General features: G+C 41.5%; 28 protein-coding genes. 23 read left to right on the top strand and 5 right to left on the bottom strand.

Going from position 1 to position 22342, the window contains the following annotated elements:
• Positions 1 to 8 precede the first annotated feature (8 nt).
• From I2H87_RS03150 to I2H87_RS03175, 6 genes are all read left to right on the top strand, one after another.
• Positions 9 to 755, top strand: a complete 747-nt coding sequence (locus I2H87_RS03150; RefSeq protein ID WP_117550816.1) for a 3-deoxy-manno-octulosonate cytidylyltransferase — start codon at positions 9 to 11, stop codon at positions 753 to 755.
• A complete protein-coding gene (locus I2H87_RS03155; protein WP_195609308.1) occupies positions 742 to 2298 on the top strand; it encodes an aldolase catalytic domain-containing protein in 1557 nt (518 codons plus the stop codon). Before I2H87_RS03150 ends, I2H87_RS03155 begins: the two co-directional genes overlap by 14 nt.
• A 13-nt stretch (positions 2299 to 2311) precedes the next feature.
• Positions 2312 to 2827, top strand: coding sequence for a KdsC family phosphatase (locus I2H87_RS03160; protein ID WP_117550812.1), 516 nt, complete (start codon positions 2312 to 2314; stop codon positions 2825 to 2827).
• A gap of 96 nt (positions 2828 to 2923) precedes the next feature.
• Entirely contained in the window at positions 2924 to 4693 is a 1770-nt protein-coding gene (locus tag I2H87_RS03165; RefSeq protein ID WP_009267665.1) for a DUF6044 family protein, read from the top strand.
• A 132-nt stretch (positions 4694 to 4825) separates the two neighbouring features.
• Entirely contained in the window at positions 4826 to 5623 is a 798-nt protein-coding gene (locus tag I2H87_RS03170; RefSeq protein ID WP_195609309.1) for a metallophosphoesterase, read from the top strand.
• A gap of 91 nt (positions 5624 to 5714) precedes the next feature.
• The gene (locus I2H87_RS03175; RefSeq protein ID WP_117550808.1) at positions 5715 to 6884 is read left to right on the top strand and encodes a pyridoxal phosphate-dependent aminotransferase; all 1170 of its coding nucleotides are present in this window, start codon (positions 5715 to 5717) and stop codon (positions 6882 to 6884) included.
• Positions 6885 to 6935: 51 nt separating this feature from the next.
• Here I2H87_RS03175 and I2H87_RS03180 read toward each other — a convergent pair whose 3' ends face one another.
• Both I2H87_RS03180 and I2H87_RS03185 read right to left on the bottom strand, forming a co-directional pair.
• Positions 6936 to 7979, bottom strand: coding sequence for a putative ABC transporter permease (locus tag I2H87_RS03180; RefSeq protein ID WP_195609310.1), 1044 nt, complete (start codon positions 7977 to 7979; stop codon positions 6936 to 6938).
• A 28-nt stretch (positions 7980 to 8007) separates the two neighbouring features.
• On the bottom strand, positions 8008 to 8862 hold the full coding sequence (locus tag I2H87_RS03185; protein ID WP_195609311.1) for a tRNA pseudouridine synthase A: 855 nt from the start codon (positions 8860 to 8862) through the stop codon (positions 8008 to 8010).
• A 176-nt stretch (positions 8863 to 9038) separates the two neighbouring features.
• Here I2H87_RS03185 and I2H87_RS03190 point away from each other — a divergent pair, with 176 nt between their 5' ends.
• Positions 9039 to 9512 (top strand): acyl-CoA thioesterase, encoded by a 474-nt coding sequence (locus I2H87_RS03190; RefSeq protein WP_054703279.1) that lies wholly within the window; start codon positions 9039 to 9041, stop codon positions 9510 to 9512.
• A 190-nt stretch (positions 9513 to 9702) separates the two neighbouring features.
• On the opposite strand, the gene I2H87_RS03195 is transcribed toward I2H87_RS03190, so the two are convergent.
• Complete coding sequence (locus I2H87_RS03195) at positions 9703 to 9984, bottom strand: hypothetical protein (RefSeq protein WP_009267657.1); 282 nt, start codon at positions 9982 to 9984, stop codon at positions 9703 to 9705.
• Positions 9985 to 10051: 67 nt separating this feature from the next.
• Entirely contained in the window at positions 10052 to 10591 is a 540-nt protein-coding gene (locus I2H87_RS03200) for a hypothetical protein (protein WP_195609312.1), read from the bottom strand.
• 135 nt (positions 10592 to 10726) lie between these two features.
• Here I2H87_RS03200 and I2H87_RS03205 point away from each other — a divergent pair, with 135 nt between their 5' ends.
• Positions 10727 to 10879: a hypothetical protein gene (locus I2H87_RS03205; RefSeq protein ID WP_195609313.1), complete on the top strand. Its 153-nt coding sequence runs from the start codon at positions 10727 to 10729 to the stop codon at positions 10877 to 10879.
• A gap of 84 nt (positions 10880 to 10963) precedes the next feature.
• Here the strand turns inward: I2H87_RS03205 and I2H87_RS03210 are convergent, their stop codons facing one another.
• On the bottom strand, positions 10964 to 11188 hold the full coding sequence (locus tag I2H87_RS03210) for a hypothetical protein (protein ID WP_009267654.1): 225 nt from the start codon (positions 11186 to 11188) through the stop codon (positions 10964 to 10966).
• A 136-nt stretch (positions 11189 to 11324) separates the two neighbouring features.
• Between I2H87_RS03210 and I2H87_RS03215 the strand changes: the two genes are divergently transcribed.
• The 15 genes from I2H87_RS03215 (at position 11325) to pgeF (ending at position 22337) form a co-directional block, all read left to right on the top strand.
• Positions 11325 to 12236 carry a S8 family peptidase gene (locus tag I2H87_RS03215; protein WP_009267653.1) on the top strand — a complete coding sequence of 304 codons (912 nt, stop codon included), beginning with the start codon at positions 11325 to 11327 and terminating at the stop codon, positions 12234 to 12236.
• Between the two features lie 189 nt (positions 12237 to 12425).
• Positions 12426 to 13721 (top strand): ATP-binding protein, encoded by a 1296-nt coding sequence (locus I2H87_RS03220; RefSeq protein WP_009267652.1) that lies wholly within the window; start codon positions 12426 to 12428, stop codon positions 13719 to 13721.
• Positions 13722 to 13845: 124 nt separating this feature from the next.
• The gene (gene ylxM, locus I2H87_RS03225) at positions 13846 to 14196 is read left to right on the top strand and encodes a YlxM family DNA-binding protein (RefSeq protein ID WP_009267651.1); all 351 of its coding nucleotides are present in this window, start codon (positions 13846 to 13848) and stop codon (positions 14194 to 14196) included.
• A 1-nt stretch (position 14197) separates the two neighbouring features.
• The gene (gene ffh / locus I2H87_RS03230; RefSeq protein ID WP_022152522.1) at positions 14198 to 15547 is read left to right on the top strand and encodes a signal recognition particle protein; all 1350 of its coding nucleotides are present in this window, start codon (positions 14198 to 14200) and stop codon (positions 15545 to 15547) included.
• 51 nt (positions 15548 to 15598) lie between these two features.
• The gene (gene rpsP / locus I2H87_RS03235) at positions 15599 to 15844 is read left to right on the top strand and encodes a 30S ribosomal protein S16 (RefSeq protein ID WP_009267649.1); all 246 of its coding nucleotides are present in this window, start codon (positions 15599 to 15601) and stop codon (positions 15842 to 15844) included.
• Positions 15845 to 15867: 23 nt separating this feature from the next.
• A complete protein-coding gene (locus I2H87_RS03240; RefSeq protein ID WP_009267648.1) occupies positions 15868 to 16098 on the top strand; it encodes a KH domain-containing protein in 231 nt (76 codons plus the stop codon).
• A gap of 78 nt (positions 16099 to 16176) precedes the next feature.
• Positions 16177 to 16680: a ribosome maturation factor RimM gene (gene rimM / locus I2H87_RS03245; protein ID WP_009267647.1), complete on the top strand. Its 504-nt coding sequence runs from the start codon at positions 16177 to 16179 to the stop codon at positions 16678 to 16680.
• Complete coding sequence (trmD, locus tag I2H87_RS03250) at positions 16680 to 17537, top strand: tRNA (guanosine(37)-N1)-methyltransferase TrmD (protein WP_044954869.1); 858 nt, start codon at positions 16680 to 16682, stop codon at positions 17535 to 17537. The genes rimM and trmD overlap by 1 nt, the downstream gene beginning before the upstream one ends.
• Before the next feature lie 156 nt (positions 17538 to 17693).
• On the top strand, positions 17694 to 18041 hold the full coding sequence (gene rplS / locus I2H87_RS03255; RefSeq protein ID WP_009267645.1) for a 50S ribosomal protein L19: 348 nt from the start codon (positions 17694 to 17696) through the stop codon (positions 18039 to 18041).
• An 88-nt stretch (positions 18042 to 18129) separates the two neighbouring features.
• A complete protein-coding gene (gene lepB / locus I2H87_RS03260; protein ID WP_009267644.1) occupies positions 18130 to 18798 on the top strand; it encodes a signal peptidase I in 669 nt (222 codons plus the stop codon).
• Positions 18799 to 18814: 16 nt separating this feature from the next.
• The gene (gene ylqF / locus I2H87_RS03265; protein ID WP_195609314.1) at positions 18815 to 19663 is read left to right on the top strand and encodes a ribosome biogenesis GTPase YlqF; all 849 of its coding nucleotides are present in this window, start codon (positions 18815 to 18817) and stop codon (positions 19661 to 19663) included.
• A 20-nt stretch (positions 19664 to 19683) separates the two neighbouring features.
• Positions 19684 to 20229: a signal peptidase I gene (gene lepB, locus I2H87_RS03270; protein WP_009267642.1), complete on the top strand. Its 546-nt coding sequence runs from the start codon at positions 19684 to 19686 to the stop codon at positions 20227 to 20229.
• 39 nt (positions 20230 to 20268) lie between these two features.
• On the top strand, positions 20269 to 21060 hold the full coding sequence (locus tag I2H87_RS03275; RefSeq protein WP_009267641.1) for a ribonuclease HII: 792 nt from the start codon (positions 20269 to 20271) through the stop codon (positions 21058 to 21060).
• A gap of 51 nt (positions 21061 to 21111) precedes the next feature.
• Positions 21112 to 21489 (top strand): YraN family protein, encoded by a 378-nt coding sequence (locus I2H87_RS03280; RefSeq protein ID WP_022152527.1) that lies wholly within the window; start codon positions 21112 to 21114, stop codon positions 21487 to 21489.
• Entirely contained in the window at positions 21480 to 22337 is an 858-nt protein-coding gene (pgeF, locus tag I2H87_RS03285; protein WP_009267638.1) for a peptidoglycan editing factor PgeF, read from the top strand. Before I2H87_RS03280 ends, pgeF begins: the two co-directional genes overlap by 10 nt.
• The last annotated feature ends 5 nt before the right edge of the window (positions 22338 to 22342 follow it).

Consider the following 22342-nt stretch of genomic DNA (forward strand, 5'->3'; position numbering starts at 1 on the left):
GTGATGAAATGAAAGTACTTGGTGTTATTCCAGCACGGTTTGGATCAGGTAGGCTTCCGGGAAAGCCAATTGCAGATATATGTGGAAAACCTATGATTTGGTGGGTATATCAAGAAGCTATAAAATGTAAATTGTTAAGTGGAGTAGTAGTTGCGACAGACGATGAGAGAATATATAACGTTTGTAGAGAATATTCAATGAATGTATTAATGACGAGCAAGAATCACGATACTCCAACCTCCAGACTACATGAAGTATCCATGAAAGCAGATGCAGATTTGTATTTGATGTTAATGGGGGATGAACCATTGATTGATAATAACAGTTTTTCGTTAATCATACCTGAAGATATGAATGGATTAGGTAATTGCTATGTTTCTGTATTAACAAATGTGATAGAAAAACCATCGGAAGTAATTGATTTTAGTAATCAGAAATGTGTGACTAACGCAAAAAGAGAAGTATTATTAATTTCGAGAAGCCCGATTCCGTATCCAAAGGGGACATTAGAATTTGAGTATGAAAAAGTAACAGGGATACAGATTTTTTCAAAAGCAGCTTTAGCATTTTATAATAGTACAGAAAAATCATTGCTAGAAATAGCGGAAGAAAATGATCTGATGAGATTTGTAGAAAATGATATAAAAGTGAAAGCAATTAAATCAGAGTATAAGACAATATCTGTGGATACGAAGAAAGATCTTGAACTTGTGAGAAAAATAATTAAAGAGAGAAGTGCTTATGAAAAAAAATGATTTAAAACTATTAGACTGTACACTTAGAGATGGTGGCTATGTTAATGAATGGAAGTGGGGGTATCATAATGCCCGTGCGATTATACGTTTTTTAACAAAAGCAGAGGTAGATTTTGTTGAAGTTGGTTTTTTAAGAAATGTAGATGTGTATAATGAAGATATTACAGTATGTAATACAATTGAAGAATTAAATAGATTATTGCCAGAAAAAAAAGGAAAAACAAGATATTCGGCAATGGCAATGAGGAGTAATTATGATATTAATAAATTAACTCCTTACTCTGGAAAAGGAATCGAAATGATCCGGATCACCGCGCATGATTATGATATAGAAGAGGGAATGGACTTTGCGAGAGAAGTTAAAAGAAAAGGTTACAAATTGAGTATTAATCCGATCAATATTATGGGATATTCGGATGAGAGAATTTTGTGGATCATTGAACAAGTAAATGAAATTCAACCTTATCAGTTTTCTATTGTCGATACATTCGGGAGTATGAAACGCAGGGATTTGGATCGGATTGTAAGTTTGGTGGATAATAATTTAGACAAGAATATCAGAGTTGCGCTACATTTGCATGAAAACATGTCGTTGAGTTGTTGCCTTGCTCAACAATTTGTTGATAAGCATTTGAACAGACCAATTGCAATTGATGGCAGCTTACTTGGAATGGGCAGGATACCGGGAAATTTACCAATTGAGTTAATTGCGGATTATTTAAATGATTATACAGATTCTACATATGATATTGATTATTTGATGGACGCCATTCAAGAATATATAGAACCGATTAAAGGAAAATCTGAATGGGGTTATACCCCGGCATATTTTTTGTCGGCCCGTTTTAATTTGCACAGAAACTATGCGGAATATTATCTTGAAAAGGGGGATTTGTCAAATCGAGATATTAATCATATTTTAGCGGCTTTTGATAGAGAAAAAGCTTCGACATTTGACCGCGAATATGCTGAGAATAAATATCAGGCATACAAGAATAATATAATTGATGATAACGAAACTGTGACCAGGCTTAAAGAAAGTTTGAAAAATAAAAAAATATTATTAATGGCTCCGGGGGTATCCATCAAAGAAAATAAAACAGATATTTTAACATTTATCGAGATAAACGATCCGGTAATTATTTCAATCAATTTTGTTCCGGAAGACTATCATGTAGATTTTGCGTTTTTTAGCAATGCAAAACGATTTGTACAGTCAGCAGATACATACTGTCAGATTATTACAACGTCAAATATAAATACAGATAAGAATACGATACGATTAAATTATAATTCACTGGCAAGTGCATTTGATCAGGGATATAATAGTTATATAATGGCATTGAAATTGTTAAGGCGATTGGGAATTGAGTCTGTATATGTAGCAGGAGCAGACGGTTATACTGATGGGAAGAAGAATTATTATAAATCATCATTAAAAAGTTCTCGGGGCTGTGACAAAAATTATAATTTGTCTGTGAATAGTGCAATTAAAAAAATCGGGGTTGATGTAATCTATATCACAGAATCTGCTTATAAATAGAAGGAGAAGCTTGATGAAAAAAAAAGTGAAGTTGTTAGTAGTAGATGTTGATGGAACAATGACAGATGCAGGCATTTATTATGATGAACATGGGAATGAATTAAAAAAATTTTGTACGAAAGATGCGGCAGGTTTTTTTGCCGCACATAAATCAGGTATTAAAATAATGGTTCTGACAGGGCGAGAGTGTGCAGCAACAACGAGAAGGATGACAGAATTAAAAGTAGATTATCTTTTTCAAAATGTTAAAGATAAATTGTCATTTTTAAAAAAGTTTATGCAAGAAAATGAAATTTTAAAAGAAGAAGTTGGATATATCGGGGATGACTTAAATGATATTCCACCGATGAAAATTTCAGGTTTTGTAGGTTGTCCGTCGGATAGTTGTATAGAAGTAAGGGAAATTGCAGATTATGTGAGCAATGTAAAAGGAGGATATGGGGCAGTTCGCGATATCATCGAGTATTTATTGCGTGAGTATGGCGAATGGGATCGAGCTGTTTCAGAAGTCTATGGGATTGGTATTTGAAAGAAAGACAGCGTCAGTGTACCAAGGACGTATTGCCTCTTGTACACTGGAGCTACTCACAAAAAATAAACATGGGAGATATTGATAGAAGTAAAGATGAGTACTAAAAGTAAAGAGCATAATAATAAACTAATAAATATAATAAAACAAAATTATGGCATAATTACATTGGGGATATATATTCTTATACTGATCATTTTTGCAATTGTTATGCGGGATAATATATATGTAACACTTAATGATAATATGGATTCTAATGTTCCTATTTACAAAATGATACGAGATACTGATCTTTTTTGGAAATTTAATGAATCCATTCCTTTTTTAGGCGGGGAAGTGTTACGGGCGGAATACCGGGTTGAGTTGAGTGTTCAGTCATGGATTTATGCACTTTTTCCCACTTTAGTTGCATATTATGCTGTTTATATTTTAAAAGTGCTGGGAGCCTCCTTAGGATTTTACTTTTTATCTATAAAAATAAAAGAATATGATAAGATCAATACAAATCCTAATCTTTGGTGTCTTTGCGGATTAGTTTATGGAATACTTGGGACATGGCCGCATGCAGCTTTAGGTTTTGCTTCTTTACCATGGTGGTGTCTGTGTGTTTACATGATTTATAAAACTGGGAAAAAACGTTACATACCAATATTGTTAATATTTGTATTTACAACATCATTTACAATGTTGGCATTATTTGCACTCTTCTATACAGCCATTTTTTTGATTGTTGTTTCTGTAAAAGAAAGAAAAATTAACTTTAAACTTCTGAGTGGATTGGTAATGTTGATAGCGGCATATACTGTGACAAATTCTCATCATGTACTGCAAGGATTACACGGAAGTCGGGAAACTATAAAATCATTGAAGTCATCGAGTTATTCGGAAACTGTATTTCAGTCACTTGGAAAATTTAAAGATGCTTTTTTGTTTAAAAATGGATATTATCATACAGGGGGAGCTACCTTAAGATATGTGGTCATACCTGTATGTACTATATTTTTGATTTTTTTAATCATTTCAGCAATTAGAAAGAAAATAAGAAACAAGAAAGTACTCATATTATATATTACAATTTATGGGTGCATTATATTTAATACGTTAGCATGCTGTTTTGATAATAATGCGTTGTTTAGACGTTTGATACCGTTTGCTTCGGGATTTGGATTTTCTAGATTTGCATGGTTGAGTCCTTTTATGTGGCTGGTATTATTCGCTTTGGTATGCGATTATATAAATAAAAAAGTTATTGCTATATGCTTTCTTATACTTGCTTTTTGTTCAACTGCGTTTGACCCTATGTATACACAATCTAACTCTATGTATAATGAATTATATTGTAATATTGCTGCATTATTGGGAAATAATAGCTTTAAAGATGGGAATCATGAGTGGACTTGGAGAGAATATTATTCGGAGGATTTGTTTGATACAGTTAAGAATGAAATTGGATATGATGGGGAATGGGCTGTAGCTTATGGCATTGAACCATCAGTACTTCAATATAATGGCATTAAGACTTTAGACGGATATTATTCAAATTATCCATTGGATTATCATGATAAATTTGAAAAGCTCATATACCCGGAACTGGAACGAGATGAGGGACATAAGTCTTATTGGGAGCGTTCTTCGGGAATGAGAGCATATATCTGGTCTTCGGAATGGGAATTTCTTTCTCCAAAAGAATTTGAATTAACACAAACAGAGTTATATATGGACATGGATGTGTTTAAAGAAATGAATGGAAAATATATTTTTTCGAGAGTACAGATTACAAATAGTGCTGAATTGGGAATATCATTGATAAATACAGTGCATACGGATGAATACTCACCATATACTGTTTATGTTTATTCAGTATAAAATATTCCTGAAAATTTATAAAGCTGATAGAAATCTATTTTTAATTAAGTTATCAAAGGGCAAAGCTGATTTAGGCATTGCCCTTTGATAATATAGTATTTCGAGCAAAAGATACAATGGAGTGGGCTGTTTATGTACAAAAAAATAGATCTTACAAAATTAAATATCGAAGATAATTACTTGCCAGAATCATTTAATGGGTGTCGGATTCTTCACGTTTCTGATTTACATAATTGTGATTTTGGGGACAGGCAAGAAAAGTTAATTCAATTAAGCAGGCAGCAAAAACCAGACTATATTTTTATGACAGGTGATATGATTGACCAATATCATGCTGGTATGAAGCAAGCGTGCCTATATATAAGAGGACTTATAAAGATTGCACCGGTATTTTATGTGACTGGGAATCATGAATGGGAAATTCAAGAGGAAGTAAGGCGTGCTTTTTTTTCTTTTTTGAGACGAAGCGGAGTAGTGATTTTACATGATGAAATTATAGAATTGAAAAAGGAAGAAAGCAGTATTCAACTGATCGGGATAGACGATCCATATGCAGCACTACGAAAATTGGGGAAGATAGATGATTCTTTATTTGCAAAATATTTTCTTAAAAGGCTTTCTATATTGAATCAACGAAAAAAGGGGATGTATACAATATTATTATCGCATCGACCAGAATTTATTAACTATTATTCTAAAGTGAAAATAAATCTGGTTTTTTCGGGACATGCTCATGGAGGACAGTTTAGATTGCCGATTTTGGGAAGTGTTTTGGCACCGCATCAAGGATTTTTCCCTAAATATGCGGAAGGTATCATTTGTAAAGAAGATACTTCAATGATAGTAAGCAGAGGTCTTGGAGATAGTTTGTTTCCAGTTCGGATAGGAAATTTTCCCGAACTCCTGCTTGTTACATTGTATAAAAAATAATGTAGTAAGATTCAGAAATCTATGTGATCAGAATGTGAATAAAAGCAGTAGAAAGGAGTAAGATATTTATTTTTAAATATCGAGCAAATGCATGGACAATGTGTTTAATCAATATATAGAAAAAATAGAAGATTCGAAATCTCTTACATTAATGCAAAAAGCAACTCAATTACAGAAAGAGGGAAAAAATGTTGTAAATCTTACAGGTGGAGAACCAGATTTTGATACACCGGCTATTATAGTAGATGAAGCAGTTCGACTCTTAAGAGAGGGCGATACACATTATTTAGTTGGACAGGGATTATTAGAGTTAAGAGAAAAAATAGCAGAGTATGAAGAAAAAGAAAATGGGATTTCATGTAAAGCCGAAAATATCATAATGACACCTGGAGGGAAATTTGGAATATTTATGTCGGTCGTTTCTTTGATCAATGCAGGGGATGAAGTGATTTTATTAGCTCCTATGTGGGTATCGTATGCCCCGATCGTAAAAGCTTGTGGTGGAGTTCCGATTATTTGCGAATTGGATTTTGATGATAAATACGAGATAAAAAAAGAGAAGTTAGAAGAATGTATTTCTGAGAAAACAAAAATGATCATTATCAATTATCCCAATAATCCAACAGGAAAGATATTAAGTGAGAAAGAAAGTGGGATTCTTTTCGATATTGTTAAACAACATCAAATTTATTTAATATCGGATGAAATCTATAACAGAATTACATTTGATAGCAAAAAGAGTATAAGTATGGCATCTTATAAAGAAATATTTAATAGAGTAATTACGGTGAATGGGTTTTCCAAAAGTGCGGCAATGACAGGATGGCGGATAGGCTACGTGATTGCAGAAAAAAAGATTGTAGACGTAATGTTTAAATTATATGCCCATACGATCACAGGCTTGAGCCCTTTTGTTCAGCGAGCTGCACTAAAGGTATTTGAATGCGATCTTGAAATTAAAAAGATGAGAAAAGAATATGAGAGGAGAAGAGATTATTTTATTCGAGAATTAAATAAAATAAAATTTCTTTCATGTTTGGTTCCGGAAGGTGCATTTTATGCTTGGGTAAAAATACAATTACCAAATATAACAAAGAGTGTAGAACTGGAACTGCTAGAGAGAATAGGTGTTTTAGGCGTTCCAGGAAGTGCATATGGAATAAGAGAAAAAAATTATATAAGATTTTCTTTTGCATGTGACATGAAGACATTGGAACAGGCGATTTGTAGATTGCAAAGGTTAGAAAATGAGTTTGCATGAGGAAAAATGAAGCTTTCACGGAGAGGGGGATTTTAATCCCCCCTATTTTAATTATCTCTTCCCAATCTTCTCTTTCAATTTCTCCACCCGTTCTTTATGATTCCGGGATTCCAGCCGTGGGAATGCCCGCAGCAGACGACGGGCAACTCTGTCCGGTTTCTGCTCCAATTCCTGATAACGCAGGCGAAGTGCGGAAATACGGGTTTTCATATCTTCCGAGAGCTCCATTGAGCGGTCGCGCAGATCTTCGGTGAATTCACGGAAGTCGATCCTGTCAGCAAAGTCGCCGGCGGTTTCCCGGAGATCTTCCAGATGTTCTTTGAAAGCATCGCGATGTTCCTGAAGCAGTTCATTTTTCTCCTTAAGTTCATCCAGTGCTTGCAGCTGCTTCTCTTTGAGTTCATCCAATGCCTGTTGTTGTCTTTCTTTAAGTTCCTCCAATGTTTCGCGATGTTTTTCCTTAATGTCGGAAGCCGTTTCCATGGCGAGAACAGTTTTTTCATAAATATCAGAACCGATCTGATCGGAAATTTCGTGCAGTTCCTGTGCGATCTTTTCCATAGCTTCCAGTTTTCGGTTAAATTTGAAAATTTCCGAAGCTGTCACATAAAGATCGGCAAACAGAATGATGGTAAAGATTACGATCAATCCAATGCCGAGCGGGCGTGGCAGAAATGTCAGAAGTTTATGGATCAGCGGATGGATAAATTCCATGATCGCAACGCATGCAACGCCCCAGATCAGAGAAAATAAGAGGCAGACATATCCGCCGATGTTAAACGGCATATTGGAATAATCCCACCATTTATTGTGGAAGATCTTATCCATTGCCCATCCGGTCAGTCCCTCCAATAAAGTAACGAGAAGAACAGAAGCTATGTAAAGGAGAAGTAAATGATCCTGTAATGGGGTAAGGAACAGGATCACAAGAGACACTCCGGCGCCGTAGATCGGGCAGATCGGACCATTTAAAAAGCCACGGTTTACAAAGTGACGTTCTTTGAAACCGGCAAATGCAACTTCCGTACACCAGCCGAGAAAGCCATATACAAAAAAGTATAGAGCAAGGAAATAAATTTTCATAGAAATATCCATAATGTACCTCCCAATACAGGATTGAAGTTTAATTGTTATATTCGATTTCTTTCAGAAACAATGCGTGAGCCACTGCGGAATGTGACGGATCTTCTTGTCCGGAAAAAATCTGTTCGATACAGTCCGGGGTACGCTTGCCAAGCCCGATATCCAAAAGTGTGCCGATCAGTGAGAGCGGCATTTTCTGGAGAAATCCATTGGCTTTCAGGTAAATCCGGATTTCTTCCCGGTCAGGTTCGTTATCGGTAGAAATGTCTGTGGTCTCAAAATCAATGGAATAAAGTTCACGTACGGTAGATTTTTTTGTTTTTCCGGAAGAAAATGCTGCAAAATCGTGTTTCCCGGTCAGCAGTCCGGCAGCGTGATCCATAGCGGCTATGTCCAAAGGCTGCGATAGAAAATGTGCATATTTTCGGAAAAAAACGTCCGGAAATGCCGAGCAGATGATGCGGTATTCATAAGTACGAGAGCGGGCATTCAATTCTGCATGAAAACGATCCGCAGTCTCAACTGCTTCAGATACGACAATATCCTGCGGGAGATAATGGTTCAGGTAAGTCCGGATCTCTCCGACGGATAATGCGGAATCCGTTTTGAAATTTACGGTCTGTTGCAGTGCATGAACGCCCGGGGCAGTCCGTTCTCCGCAAAACAGAGCCGAAAAACCGGTGGAAAGATCTGTGGGAAAATCTATGGGAAGATCTGTGGCAGTATCCGCAGTAGTATTTGTGGCAGTATTTGCAACAGTATCCGCAGACTCCATCCGTGACAAGACATCGGTGATCTTGCCGGAGACGGTTGTTTTATTTCCTTTTTTCGGAGGCTGTATAAAACCGTTGTAACGGAAACCATCGTATTCAAGCGTTAATTTTATATTTCGCATAAGGCAATCCTCTTTCATAGTTTATCATGTTCATTCTGGCATAACGCTATTTTACTCGATGTGAAATGACTTTGCAAGCAGGCTGGAGAAAACGGATAAACTTGTACGATATGAAAGTTGCGAAAGCAGGGAAAAAAGTCTATAATTTAATGAAGAATACAGACGAGGAGGATATTATGACAGAAGAGAGAACAGTCGGGGAATCGAGAGTAGAAACGGTGCATATTGTAAGACCGAATCATTTGAATGCGGCAGGGCGTTTGTTTGGCGGTATTTTGATGCAGTGGATCGATGAGGTGGCGGGAATCGTTGCAATGCGGCATACCCGATGTAATTGTACGACGGCTTCGGTGGACAACCTGCGTTTTATCAGAGGGGCATATCAACAGGATCTTCTCGTGATCATCGGAAAAGTAACTTATGTGGGAACCACATCCATGGAAGTACGCGTAGATACTTATATAGAAGACACGGAGGGAATGAGGAGACCGATCAACCGGGCATATTTTACGATGGTTGCGTTGGATGAAAATGATAAACCGTGTCCGGTCCCGAAGCTGCTTTTGGAAAGCGAGGAAGAAAAAGCAGAATGGGAAGCAGCAAAGAAACGGAGAGATATGCGTAAAAAGCGAAAAGAAGAGGGATTCTGAAAATGAATTCAGGCTGCTTTCAGCGGACAAGGGAGCGTAAGCTCCCGTGCTCACCGACCTCAACCGCAGATGATTCGGTGATTTTCAAGGCAGACGATGGAAGCGTACTGAGGACATCCGCTGATTGAGGATAACGCTGAAAATCACCGGAATTACGCGGCTTGAGGCGTTTTTCCCTTATACATCGACGCTAGCCTTTTTTGAGGAGCAGGCTTTTTACCATGTTCATTGTGCGTTCGATCTGCGCCTGTTCTTCCGCAGATTTTCCGTCTTTTAGAATTTCCAGGATCAGTTGGATTTCTTCGGCTGTAAAGCGGATCCCTTTTTTATTTGCGCTGGTGATCAGGGCAAGCATGACTGGGGCAAGATCTTTTCCGGATTTCCCGGAAGTCTGTGAAGCAGCCATTTTGATCAGCTCTAATTTGACAGGATCAATATCTTTTAAAAGTGGACTGTTAATCCAATCGTTCATATTTATATTCATTCCTTTCTTTATAATTTTATAATGATTTAGAAAATATATGGAGAATAGTGTAGGATCAGGTTGCGGAGTTTTCCGATGGTTGCTTCGAAGAATCGGAAGCGTCGGAAAACAGATCCTGATACATTTGGAACATTTCTTTTTGTTCATCGGAGAGCATATTCATCATAAGATCGGCAGGATTGAAAGTTCCGAAAGGATTTGAACCGGGATTCTCCGGATCCGGCGACGCTGAGCCGGTGGTATCGGAAGCGGTTTCTGCTTGGAACATTTGTACAATTTCCATCATGTTCATTACATTTTGAAATTGTTCTATGGTCTGTGTCTGTTCCGGTGAAAGATAGGGAGTCAGAATATCCAGTATTTCCGTGGGAGAATGCGGGACAGATTGGGCGGTGAGACCTAAGGTCGTTTGGAGGTGTTCGGGATGTTTAAAAAAGCGGATCGTATTTTTTAATTCCATCAGTTTTATGAGGATCCACACAGTTTGTTCTTTGGCGGCAGAAGTATAGGGCAAAATAAGTTTCAAAAGCGTCAGTTCAAATGGTATCGTCACTTCGTCAAATGGCGTCATTGGTTTTGTTGGTTTCTTTTCCATGAATACACTCCCGATCTTGGCAATCATATCCCACATTCGATATATATGTGGAGTAGAAATGAAATATGAGGAAAGACTAAGGACAGAGTCTCTACATATTATAGTAGAGAAAAGAATAACAGGAGTGTACGGGGCATGAAGCGAAAATTGATCATCGACGGAAATGCAGTGTATGAGATTGATGAAGATTGTATGCTGAAACGTAAGATTACGGAAGAGGAAGTACAGGAAGAACGAAGCAGGCAATGTGAGGAGGGACAGAAAAGTCCTTTGAAAGATGAAAAGTAAACGGATCTGCCGCAAATATGGAAACCTATACAAAAAACTCCCCGATGCAGGATATGCACCGGGGAGTTTTTAGAGAGAGGAGAGTCAGAATCCGCATCCACCGCAGCAGCAAAGGAGCAGGATGATCCACAGACAGGAGTTGTTTCCGCCGAAATTGTCGCCGCATCCGCATCCGCCGCCGTTACATCCGCCGCCAAAACCACCGCAGCAGCAAAGGAGCAGGATGATCCACAGACAAGAGTTGTTTCCGTTGGAGATTCCGCCGTTTTCGCATCCGCATCCACAGTTCGTTGCACTTAATTCACTCATTAATAAATCCTCCGACAAATAAATTGTTTACACTTCATAATATGTGCCGAATGCAGATGTGTGCAGGATTTTTTGAAGTTTGTAAATATTCTCCAAAGCCTTGTTCATGCATATTCTAATTAAAAAGGAGTTCATTATGAACGCGGCGAAAGAGACGATCAACTACTATTGTGATGATATTATCAAAGACGGATATCTGGGACAGGGGATCACGGCTGCTGTTCTGGATACAGGAATTTCCCTCCATCCGGATTTTGACAGCAGGATAGTGGCGTTCAGAGATTTTGTGGATCACAGAGAGGAAGTGTATGATGACAGCGGACATGGGACTCATGTGGCAGGGATCTTGGGCGGCAGTGGGAAAATGTCAGATGGCAGGTATGCAGGAATGGCGCCAAATGTGAAACTGGTGATCGCAAAGGTATTAGATAAAGACGGAAATGGAAATGTAGATGCAGTCGTAAATGGGATCGACTGGATTTTGAAATTGATCCAAACACAGGATATCCATATTGTAAATATTTCGGTTGGTACACATCCCGGATTGGAGAGAAAAGAGGAAGAAAGGCTGATACAGAGTGTTGAAAAGCTTTGGGATGCGGGAGTGACAGTTGTAGTTTCATCAGGTAATTACGGACCAAAAGAAAGAACGGTGGCTGCGCCGGGAAGCAGCCGGAAAGTGATCACTGTAGGGGCTGTGAATCTGCCGGAGCGAAATGGTGTGGGAAAAAGGCGATGGGATTATTCCGGGAGAGGTCCGACGGAAAATTGCGTGGTTAAGCCGGATTTAGTTGCACCGGGAACATACATTACGAGCTGTAACGGAGCATATATAAATAAATGGAAACAGCCGTATACAGAGAAGAGCGGCACATCTATGGCAACACCGATTGTATCCGGAGCGGTAGCCTGCGTGCTTTCCAAATATCCTGATATGTCAAATGTAGAGGTGAAACTTCGTCTGCGGGAAAGCTGCGTACCATATAACAGCAGTGTTGGCGGATGGGGAATACTGAATATGAAATGGTTCATGGAGGGGAAGCGATGACTTCCCCTTTACACCGACGCTAATACTTACTAATGAAGTATATAACATATTTTGGAACGGAAAAATATAAATAGTTGCAAAAATCTTCCCTAAAATTACGTCCCCATATTGAATTGTAGGGAGAGATACGGTAGTATGGAACTGAAAAGTATATAAAATTGCAAAAATCTTTCCTGAGGAGGCTGCTATATGGAAATTTGTAGAGATTTTTATTTGGATAAATTGATTAAAAGAAAAAACAATGGGCTGATCAAGGTGATCACCGGAATTCGTAGGTGTGGAAAGTCTTATTTGTTGAATAACATTTTCTATAACCATTTGCTGGAATCCGGTATTACTGATGACCATATTATTCGTTTTGCTTTTGACTCAGCAGATGACCTATATTTGATTGGCGAAAGTCTTATTCAGATTGAAAAGGAAAAACGTGGAGTTGATCCGGAAAAATTCATGGCATATATTCATTCTAAGGTTACTGCTGATGGTATGTACTATTTACTTTTAGATGAAGTACAATTGATGGATTGCTTTGAAGCTGTATTGAACGGTTACCTCCGTAATGATAATATGGATGTTTTTGTGACAGGGAGCAATGCAAAATTTTTGTCCAAAGATATTGTGACAGAGTTTGCCGGACGTGGAGACGAAATTCATATGTATCCATTGAGTTTTGCAGAATTTATGTCTGTATACAAAGGTGATAAGTATATGGGGTTGTCAGAATATATGCTTTATGGTGGTATTCCGCTTGTTGTACTTCGAGAAGATGCCGGAGACAAGGCGGCGACATTGCAGAATTTGTTCAGCGAAATATATATTCGAGATATTTTTAAACGTAACCGTATCAAGAATATTGGAGAACTGGAAGATTTGCTGAATATCCTTTCTTCTGCCATTGGTTCTCTTACCAATCCTGAAAAGTTAAAGAACACGTTTAAGACTGTAAAGAAGTCTAAAATAACTGCTAAGACTATAAAAAAATATCTGGATTGTTTTGAGGATTCTTTCTTGATCGAATCGGCACAGAGATATGACATCAAAGGAAAGGCATATATTGAAACCCCAAAGAAATATTATTTTTCTGATCTCGGGCTCCGCAATGCCAGAATCAATTTTCGTCAGTTTGAACAGACTCATTCTATGGAGAATGTAATTTACAATGAATTGCGTATGCGTGGTTATAGTGTGGATGTTGGTGTTGTTACGATTGCAGGGAAAGATGCGGATGGTAAGGTAAAACGAAAACAACTGGAAGTTGATTTTGTATGTAATCTTGGCTCTTCCAGATATTACATCCAGTCAGCATATTCATTGCCGGATGAAGCAAAACGTACTCAGGAGATTAGACCGTTCAGAAAGATTGATGATTCTTTTAAAAAGATTGTTATTACGAAAGATATTGTACAGCCCTATTATGACGATTATGGTATCTTGACTGTGAATATTTATGATTTTCTTCTTGATCCGCAGATTCTTGAAAAATAATCAGGTTCTATATAGCAGTTATGTACTTCGTCAAAGCGACAGCTTCCCCTTTACACTGCAAAGTGTCAAGAAAAAACACTTGACAACTCTCGGCTGTTCTAGTAATATAACAGAGGTGATGAAAGTGAATGAGATTTTAGAACAGGCACTGCTGTATGATTTCTACGGCGAGCTGCTGACCAGCCACCAGAAAGAGATTTATGAGCAGTTTGTGTTGGAAGATCTGTCCCTAAGCGAGATCGCGCAGGATGCAGGGATCAGCAGACAGGGCGTTCATGATCTGGTGAAGCGATGCCAGAAGATACTGGAAGGGTATGAAGAAAAGCTCCATCTTGTAAGACGTTTTCTTTCGATCAAAGAAAATGTCCATGAGATCGAAGCGCTACTGGATCAGTATGAAAAGACAAAGCAGAATACCGAAGAGATGATAGCGCAGATCAGGAAAATCTCCGGTCTGATAATAGAGGAGTTATAGAATGGCATTTGACAGCTTAACAGAAAAACTGCAGAATGTATTTAAAAATCTTCGCAGTAAAGGACGGCTCACAGAAGAAGATGTAAAGACAGCACTGAAAGAAGTTAAGATGGCGCTTTTGGAAGCGGATGTCAATTTCAAGGTTGTAAAGAACTTTATTAAAAATGTTCAGGAACGGGCAGTCGGACAAGATGTGATGAACGGTCTGAATCCGGGACAGATGGTGATCAAGATCGTAAATGAAGAACTGGTAGCTCTGATGGGATCTGAGACGACAGAGATTACACTCCAGCCGGGAAGCGCGACGACGGTGATCATGATGGCAGGTCTGCAGGGAGCCGGTAAGACGACCACAACAGCGAAGCTGGCAGGAAAGTTCAAGCTGAAAGGCAAGAAACCGCTTCTCGTTGCCTGCGACGTATATCGTCCGGCAGCGATCAAACAGCTGCAGATCAACGGTGAAAAACAGGGAGTGGAAGTTTTCTCCATGGGAGATAAGGCAAAGCCGGCGGATATTGCGAAAGCAGCGATGGAACATGCGGCGAAGAATCACAATAATCTCGTGATTCTCGATACAGCCGGGCGTCTGCATATCGATGAAGATATGATGGCGGAGCTTCAGGAGATCAAAGAAGCGGTAAATGTCCATCAGACGATCCTCGTTGTGGATGCGATGACCGGTCAGGATGCCGTGAATGTAGCTTCCAGCTTCAATGAAAAAATCGGCATTGACGGCGTGATCGTGACCAAGTTAGACGGTGATACGCGAGGCGGTGCGGCGCTTTCGATCAAGGCGGTGACCGGATGTCCGATACTTTATGTCGGCATGGGAGAGAAACTTTCGGATTTGGAGCAGTTTTATCCGGACCGAATGGCGTCTCGTATATTGGGAATGGGAGACGTGCTGACGTTGATCGAGAAAGCCGGAGCGGAACTGGATGAAGAAAAAGCCAGACAGATGACGCAGAAGCTGAAAAAAGCACAGTTTGACTTTGAAGATTATCTGGAGAGTATGAGCCAGATGAAAAAGATGGGCGGACTTTCCAGTATTATGGGAATGATGCCGGGGATCGGCGGCAAAAAGATGCCGGATCTGGATTCGGAAGAAAATGAAAAGAAGATGGCGCAGATGGAGGCGATGATCTACTCTATGACTCCGGAGGAGCGGCGCAATCCGGATCTTTTGAATCCCTCAAGAAAACACCGGATCGCAAAAGGCGCGGGCGTTGACATTGCAGAAGTCAACCGGATGGTGAAACAGTTCAATGAGATGCGGAAGATGATGAAGAAGCTTCCGGGACTCATGGGCGGAAAAGGTGGTAAAAAAGGCAGATTTAAACTTCCTTTTTAACACATAGATAACAAAGAATACAATATTTTTAAGAAAGAAGAGGTAAAGAACATGGCAGTAAAAATCAGATTAAAAAGAATGGGACAGAAGAAAGCTCCTTTTTATAGAATCGTTGTAGCAGATTCCAGATCCCCAAGAGACGGAAAGTTCATCGAAGAGATCGGAACATATGATCCGAACCAGGATCCGAGCGTATTCAAAGTAGACGAAGAAGCAGCAAAGAAATGGCTCAACAATGGAGCACAGCCGACAGAGGTTGTAGGAAAGATCTTCAAGGCAGCAGGAATCGAAAAATAATCGTTTCGCGGAGGTGCGCGTAAATGAAAGAATTGGTAGAAGTAATTACAAAAGCATTGGTTGACGATCCGGACGGTGTTGCAGTGACGGAACGCCAGGACGGCAGAACGACTGTGATCGAAGTACGCGTTGCGGACGGAGACATGGGAAAAGTGATCGGCAAGCAGGGACGAATTGCAAAAGCGATCCGTTCCGTTGTCAAAGCTGCTGCGGCAAAAGAAGATAAAAGAGTCGTTGTTGACATTATGCAGTAATAACAGAATAGAAAAAGGGCAGCTATCCCGGTGCGGAGTAACTGTCCTTTTCTTTTTCAGAGAAGACAGGAGATAAAGATGGAGCAGTTTTTTCAGGTAGGAGTGATTTCTTCTACACATGGGATTCGCGGAGAAGTGAAAGTATTTCCGACAACGGATGATGCGGGACGTTTTAAAGAGCTCAGGCATGTGATTCTGGATGCGGGAAAAGAGCAGATTCCGCTGGAAGTTCAGAATGTCAAATTTTTCAAACAGTTTGTGATCCTGAAATTTAAAGGGATTGACAACATCAACGATATCGAAAGATACAAAGGCAGACCTCTTCTTGTGAGCCGGGAAGACGCTGTGGAACTTCATGAGGATGAATACTACATTGCAGATCTGATCGGAATGAAAGTGAAGACAGATGACGGAGAAAACGGTACGTTGAAAGATGTGATCGAAACCGGAGCGAATGAAGTATATGTCGTCGAGTTTGAAAAATACGGAGAGGTGCTGATTCCGGCGATCCACGAGTGCATTTTGGATGTGGATGTTGAAAATATGCAGATGGAAGTACATTTACTGGAGGGGCTCGTATGATGAATTTCCACATATTAACTTTATTTCCGGAAATGGTGATGAGCGGACTTAATACGAGTATCATCGGACGGGCAGCCGCAAGAGGACTGCTGTCCATTGAGGCGGTCAACATCAGAGACTATGCGTTTAACAAGCACCAGAGCGTAGACGATTATCCTTACGGCGGCGGCGCAGGTATGCTGATGCAGGCGGAGCCGGTTTATCTGGCGTATAAAGCAGTGGAGGATCAGATACTGGCGCGGGCAGCACAGGCGGAGTGCACAGGGGAACTGAAAGGCTTAGAGCAGGCGGAAAGTGCGGAACAGACCGTAAGTGCAGTACAGGCGGAAAATATAGAAGAAGCAACAGAAAAAAAGAAGCTGCGTGTCGTATATCTTTCGCCGCAGGGGGATACGTTTAGTCAGGAAATGGCGGAAGAACTGGCAAAGGAAGAGGATCTGATCCTGCTTTGCGGACATTACGAGGGAATCGACGAGCGTGTACTGGAAGAGATCGTGACAGATTATGTGTCGATCGGAGACTATGTGCTGACTGGCGGGGAACTTCCGGCAATGGTCATGGTAGATACGATCTCCAGACTGGTTCCGGGCGTGCTTCACAACGATGTGTCGGCAGAATTTGAATCGTTTCAGGATCATCTGCTGGAATATCCGCAGTATTCCAGACCAGAGGAATGGCATGGGAAAAAAGTGCCGGAAGTATTGCTCTCGGGTCATCATGCGAATATTGAGAAATGGAGACGGCAGCAGTCGATCTTAAGAACGAGGGAGCGCCGTCCAGATCTGTTTGAAAAATGTGAGCTGACGGAGAAAGAAAAGCGCTGGCTTGCAGAACGGGATACGGAACAAGGCGAATAAAAATGTACGACAAGGCAAACAAAAATGTGCATAAGCACTTGAAATGTGAAGAAAAATGTGGTAAACTACAACAGTTGTTTGTGTAAAGAAGAGCGATGGTCCTCTGGCACCGAACAGGCGAGTGTTAAGAACGTCAAAGAATAAGGAGGTCACACAATGAACGATATTATTAAAAATCTTGAAGCTGAGCAGTTAAAAGAGAACGCTCCGGAATTCCATGTTGGTGATACTGTAAAAGTATACGCTAAGATCAAAGAGGGAAACCGTGAAAGAATCCAGGTATTCGAAGGAACTGTACTGAAAAGACAGGGAGGCGGAGTAAGAGAGACTTTCACAGTAAGAAAGACATCCAACGGTGTTGGTGTTGAGAAAACATGGCCGGTTCACTCTCCGCACGTTGAAAAAGTAGAGATTGTTCGTCTTGGTAAAGTAAGAAGAGCAAAACTGAACTACTTGAGAAGCCGTGTAGGTAAGAGAGCAAAAGTAAAAGAGTTAGTAAAATAAGCAGTGACGATGAGAGGGACAATTACAGACATGTATTTGTCCCTTTTCGTTTTTATGATCATGTCAGTGTACAAGTTGGGGAAAGATTATGAAAAAAATGATTTCCGGCGAGGGAAAGAAAAAAGCGAAGAAGAAAAAATATAAAAAACGCCGTCAGACATCGAGTCTTAAGAAGATGAAACAGACCAAACTACATTTTCCGGCGGAACATGTGTCGTTTCGGAAGTGGGATCTGCGAAAGATTTCCGTATGGGGCATCCAGATCGTCTGTGTTTGTCTTCTGGCATTTATGTTGGTGTTCTTTTTCGGACAGCGTGTCAGCAATGCAGGAGATTCGATGCGTCCGGCGCTGCATAACGGTGACATTGTTTTGGTGAACCGTCTGGTATATAATGCGAGCAAACCAAAGCGGGGAGATGTGATCGCGTTCAAGCCGAACGGGAATGAGAATGCACATTATTCGATCAAAAGAGTTGTGGGACTGCCGGGAGAAACGGTGCAGATCAAAGACGGTGCGATCTATATCGACGGCAAAGAACATGTGGAGGACATTTACACATTTGAGATCGAAACGCCGGGGATCGCGGAAGACGCCGTCAAGCTTGGCGAGGGTGAATATTTTGTGATGGGCGACAATCATACAAGCAGCGATGACAGCCGGATGGCGGATGTGGGAAATGTAAAGCGTGAAGATATTTACGGAAAAGTATGGTTTGTGGCAAGTTTTGGAAAGAATTTTGGATGGATCAAAGATTAAGAGGGAGGAACGTAGTATGCATTTTCAGTGGTATCCGGGACATATGACGAAAGCGAAACGGATAATGCAGGAGAATATGAAGCTGATCGACCTTGTAATTGAACTGGTGGACGCCCGGGTTCCGGTCAGCAGCAGAAATCCGGATCTGGATGAACTCGGAAAGAATAAAGCGAGGCTGATCCTGCTGAACAAGTCCGATCTTGCGGAAGAGCGGATGAATGATGTGTGGGCAGCATATTTTAAAGAGAAAGGATATTCCGTCGTAAAGTTAAATGCGAAGAAAGGCGGCGGGATCAAGTCGATCCAGGGTGTGATCCAGGAAGCGTGCAAAGAAAAGATCGAACGCGACCGGAAACGTGGTATTTTAAACCGTCCGGTCCGTGCAATGGTCGTCGGAATCCCGAATGTGGGGAAATCCACGTTTATCAATGCGTTGGCGGGGAAAGCCTGTGCAAAGACCGGGAACAAACCGGGAGTGACAAAAGGAAAGCAGTGGATCCGGCTGAATAAAAACGTAGAACTTCTGGATACGCCGGGAATCCTCTGGCCGAAATTTGAGGATCAGACGGTCGGTCTGCGGCTGGCGTGGATCGGATCGATCAAGGATGAAATCCTCAACACGGAAGAACTGGCAGCGGAATTGACCGGTTTTCTCGTGAACTCTTACCCGGACGTATTGAAAGAGAAATATGAGATCGAAGAATCTGCGGATGGATTTGAAAATCTGAGAGGGATCGCAGAGAGCAGACATTGTCTTGTGAAAGGAAACGAACTGGATACAGAAAAGGCGGCGAAACTTCTTCTGGATGATTTTCGAAACGGACGTCTGGGACGTATTACATTGGAGACACCGGAAAATAACTGACGGAGAGGGACTTGGAAAGTATGGAAGAAGAAAAAAGTATATTAAAGGAACTGGGGGGCTGGCTGATCTATATATTGGTCATCATCGGACTGACGTATCTGATCATCACATTCGTAGGACAGAGGACGAGGGTAAGCGGGCACTCTATGGAGACGACACTTTCCGATGGGGATAATCTGATCGTAGACAAGATTTCGTACCGTTTCCGCGAGCCGGAACGATTTGAGATCGTTGTATTCCCATATCAGTATGAAGAAAATACATACTATATCAAGCGGATCATCGGACTTCCGGGAGAGACTGTTCAGGTGGCGGACGGAATCGTCTATATCAACGGGGAGCCGCTGGATGAGAATTATGGAAATGAACCGATGGAAAATGCCGGAATTGCCGGCGAGCCGATCACATTGGGAAGCGACGAATATTTTGTGCTGGGAGATAACAGGAATCACAGTTCCGACAGCCGGGATGCAACCGTCGGCGTCTTAAAGAGAGAAGATCTTCTGGGACGTGCATGGATCCGGATCTGGCCGTTGGATGAATTCGGAGTGATCCGTCACGAATAGCGGAGGAGAGCAGAGTATATCAGAAGTGAGGAAAGCGGCATGAGCAGCGAGAAGAAGAGTATCGGAGAGATCCGGAAAGAATTTGAAAATGTACAGAAAGAAGCGCAGACTGAGAAACAGCAGAAAGCGTTGGATGTGTTGTGCCTGAAATATGCACAGGATGGACGAAAAGGGGTTCAAGTCCTGATCGAGCGGTGCCACAAACAGAAAGAGAAACTCCAAAAAGAGCGGGAGCGTCTGGATGTGATGCGGCAGTTTGAACGGCAGTACGCGGATTGTACTTATATTTGCGGAATTGACGAAGCAGGACGGGGACCGCTTGCGGGACCGGTCGTGGCAGGCGCTGTGATTCTTCCTAAGGACTGCGAGATCCTTTATCTGAATGATTCCAAGCAGCTTTCCGCAAAGTGTCGGGAGGCGCTGTATGACGAGATCATGGAAAAAGCGGTGGCGACAGGGATCGGGATGGCGTCCCCTGCCAGGATTGATGAGATCAATATTCTTCAGGCAACCTATGAGGCAATGCGGGAAGCTGTCCGTGCGCTCGGCGTCGTACCGGACGTGCTGCTCAATGACGCAGTGCGGATCCCGGGGCTTGATGTGCCGCAGGTACCGATCGTGAAAGGGGATGCAAAAAGTGTCTCGATCGCGGCGGCAAGCATTTTGGCGAAAGTTACAAGGGATCGTCTGATGATACAGTATGAAGAAGTGCTTCCGGGATATGGATTTGCGAAGAACAAAGGATATGGATCCGCAGATCATATCGCGGCATTGAAACAGATGGGGGCAACCCCGATCCATCGGCAGAGCTTCATCAAAAATTTTGTGTAGATACATACATTTGAATCAAGGGGATCGTCATCAGCAGTCGCAGGAAAAGTTATGGCGGAAAAAAAGAAAAGGAATCATCGCAGGCTCGGGAGTGTTTATGAGCAGACTGTGGGATTTTATCTGGAACAGTATGGATATGAAATCGTAGCGTTTAATTATCGATGTCCGATGGGAGAGATCGATCTGATCGCAAAAGAGGGCGGAGTTCTCGTCTTTTGCGAGGTGAAATACCGGAAAGATCTACATTGCGGAAGCGCGGCGGAGGCTGTGGATCCGAGAAAACAGAGGCGGATCTGGAGGTCTGCGCTTTATTATCTTACCGTGCATGGGATCGGGGATGTGCCGTGTCGGTTTGATGTGATCGGTATTGAGGATGGGAAAATCTCTGTGATCAAGAATGCGTTTGAGGGAGAGATATCATGGATTTGAAATTGAGCTATAAAAATGCAGAGCGGATTTTGGAAGTGGAAGACGGGGAAGTTCCTTATCTGCGGTATCCGCTGCTTTCGGATACCGGGATTGTGAAGCACGGATTTTCCACCCGGCTCGGAGGCGTAAGCGAGGGATGCTATGCGTCGATGAATTTAAGTTTTACCCGTGGAGACAGGGAAGAAGATGTCCGGGAGAATTTTTGCCGTATCGCCGATGCGATCGGCGTCCGCTGTGAGGATATGGTATTTTCGCAGCAGACCCACACGTCAAATGTGCGCGTTGTGACAGAAGCAGATCGGGGAATGGGGATCACACGACCGCTTGCGTGGCAGGATGTGGACGGTCTCGTGACGGATGTTCCGGGGATCTGTCTTGTGACATTTTATGCAGACTGTGTGCCGCTTTTTTTCGTGGATCCGGTGAAAAAGGTGATCGGGCTGAGTCATTCCGGATGGAGGGGAACGGTTGCGAAGATCGGGAAAGAGACGGTCAGGAAGATGCGGGAAGTTTACGGATGCGACCCGGGAGATATTCTGGCAGCCGTAGGACCATCGATCTGTCAGGATTGCTACGAAGTGAGCGAGGAAGTGATCCGGCAGTTTCAAGAGCATTTTTCGGAGAAAGACTGGGCATCCTTGTTTTATAAGAAAGAAAACGGAAAATACCAGATGGATCTTTGGCGGGCAAATGAAATGATCTTTCTGGAATCCGGAATCAAAACAGAACATATTGCGGTGACGAATATTTGTACACATTGTAACAGTGAAGTGCTGTATTCTCACCGGGCAATGGGTGATCAAAGAGGCAATCTGGCGGCATTTCTGGCGCTGAATGAAGAAACGTGAGAAAG

Source organism: Mediterraneibacter glycyrrhizinilyticus (assembly GCF_015560805.1).
Classification (GTDB): domain Bacteria; phylum Bacillota; class Clostridia; order Lachnospirales; family Lachnospiraceae; genus Schaedlerella; species Schaedlerella glycyrrhizinilytica_A.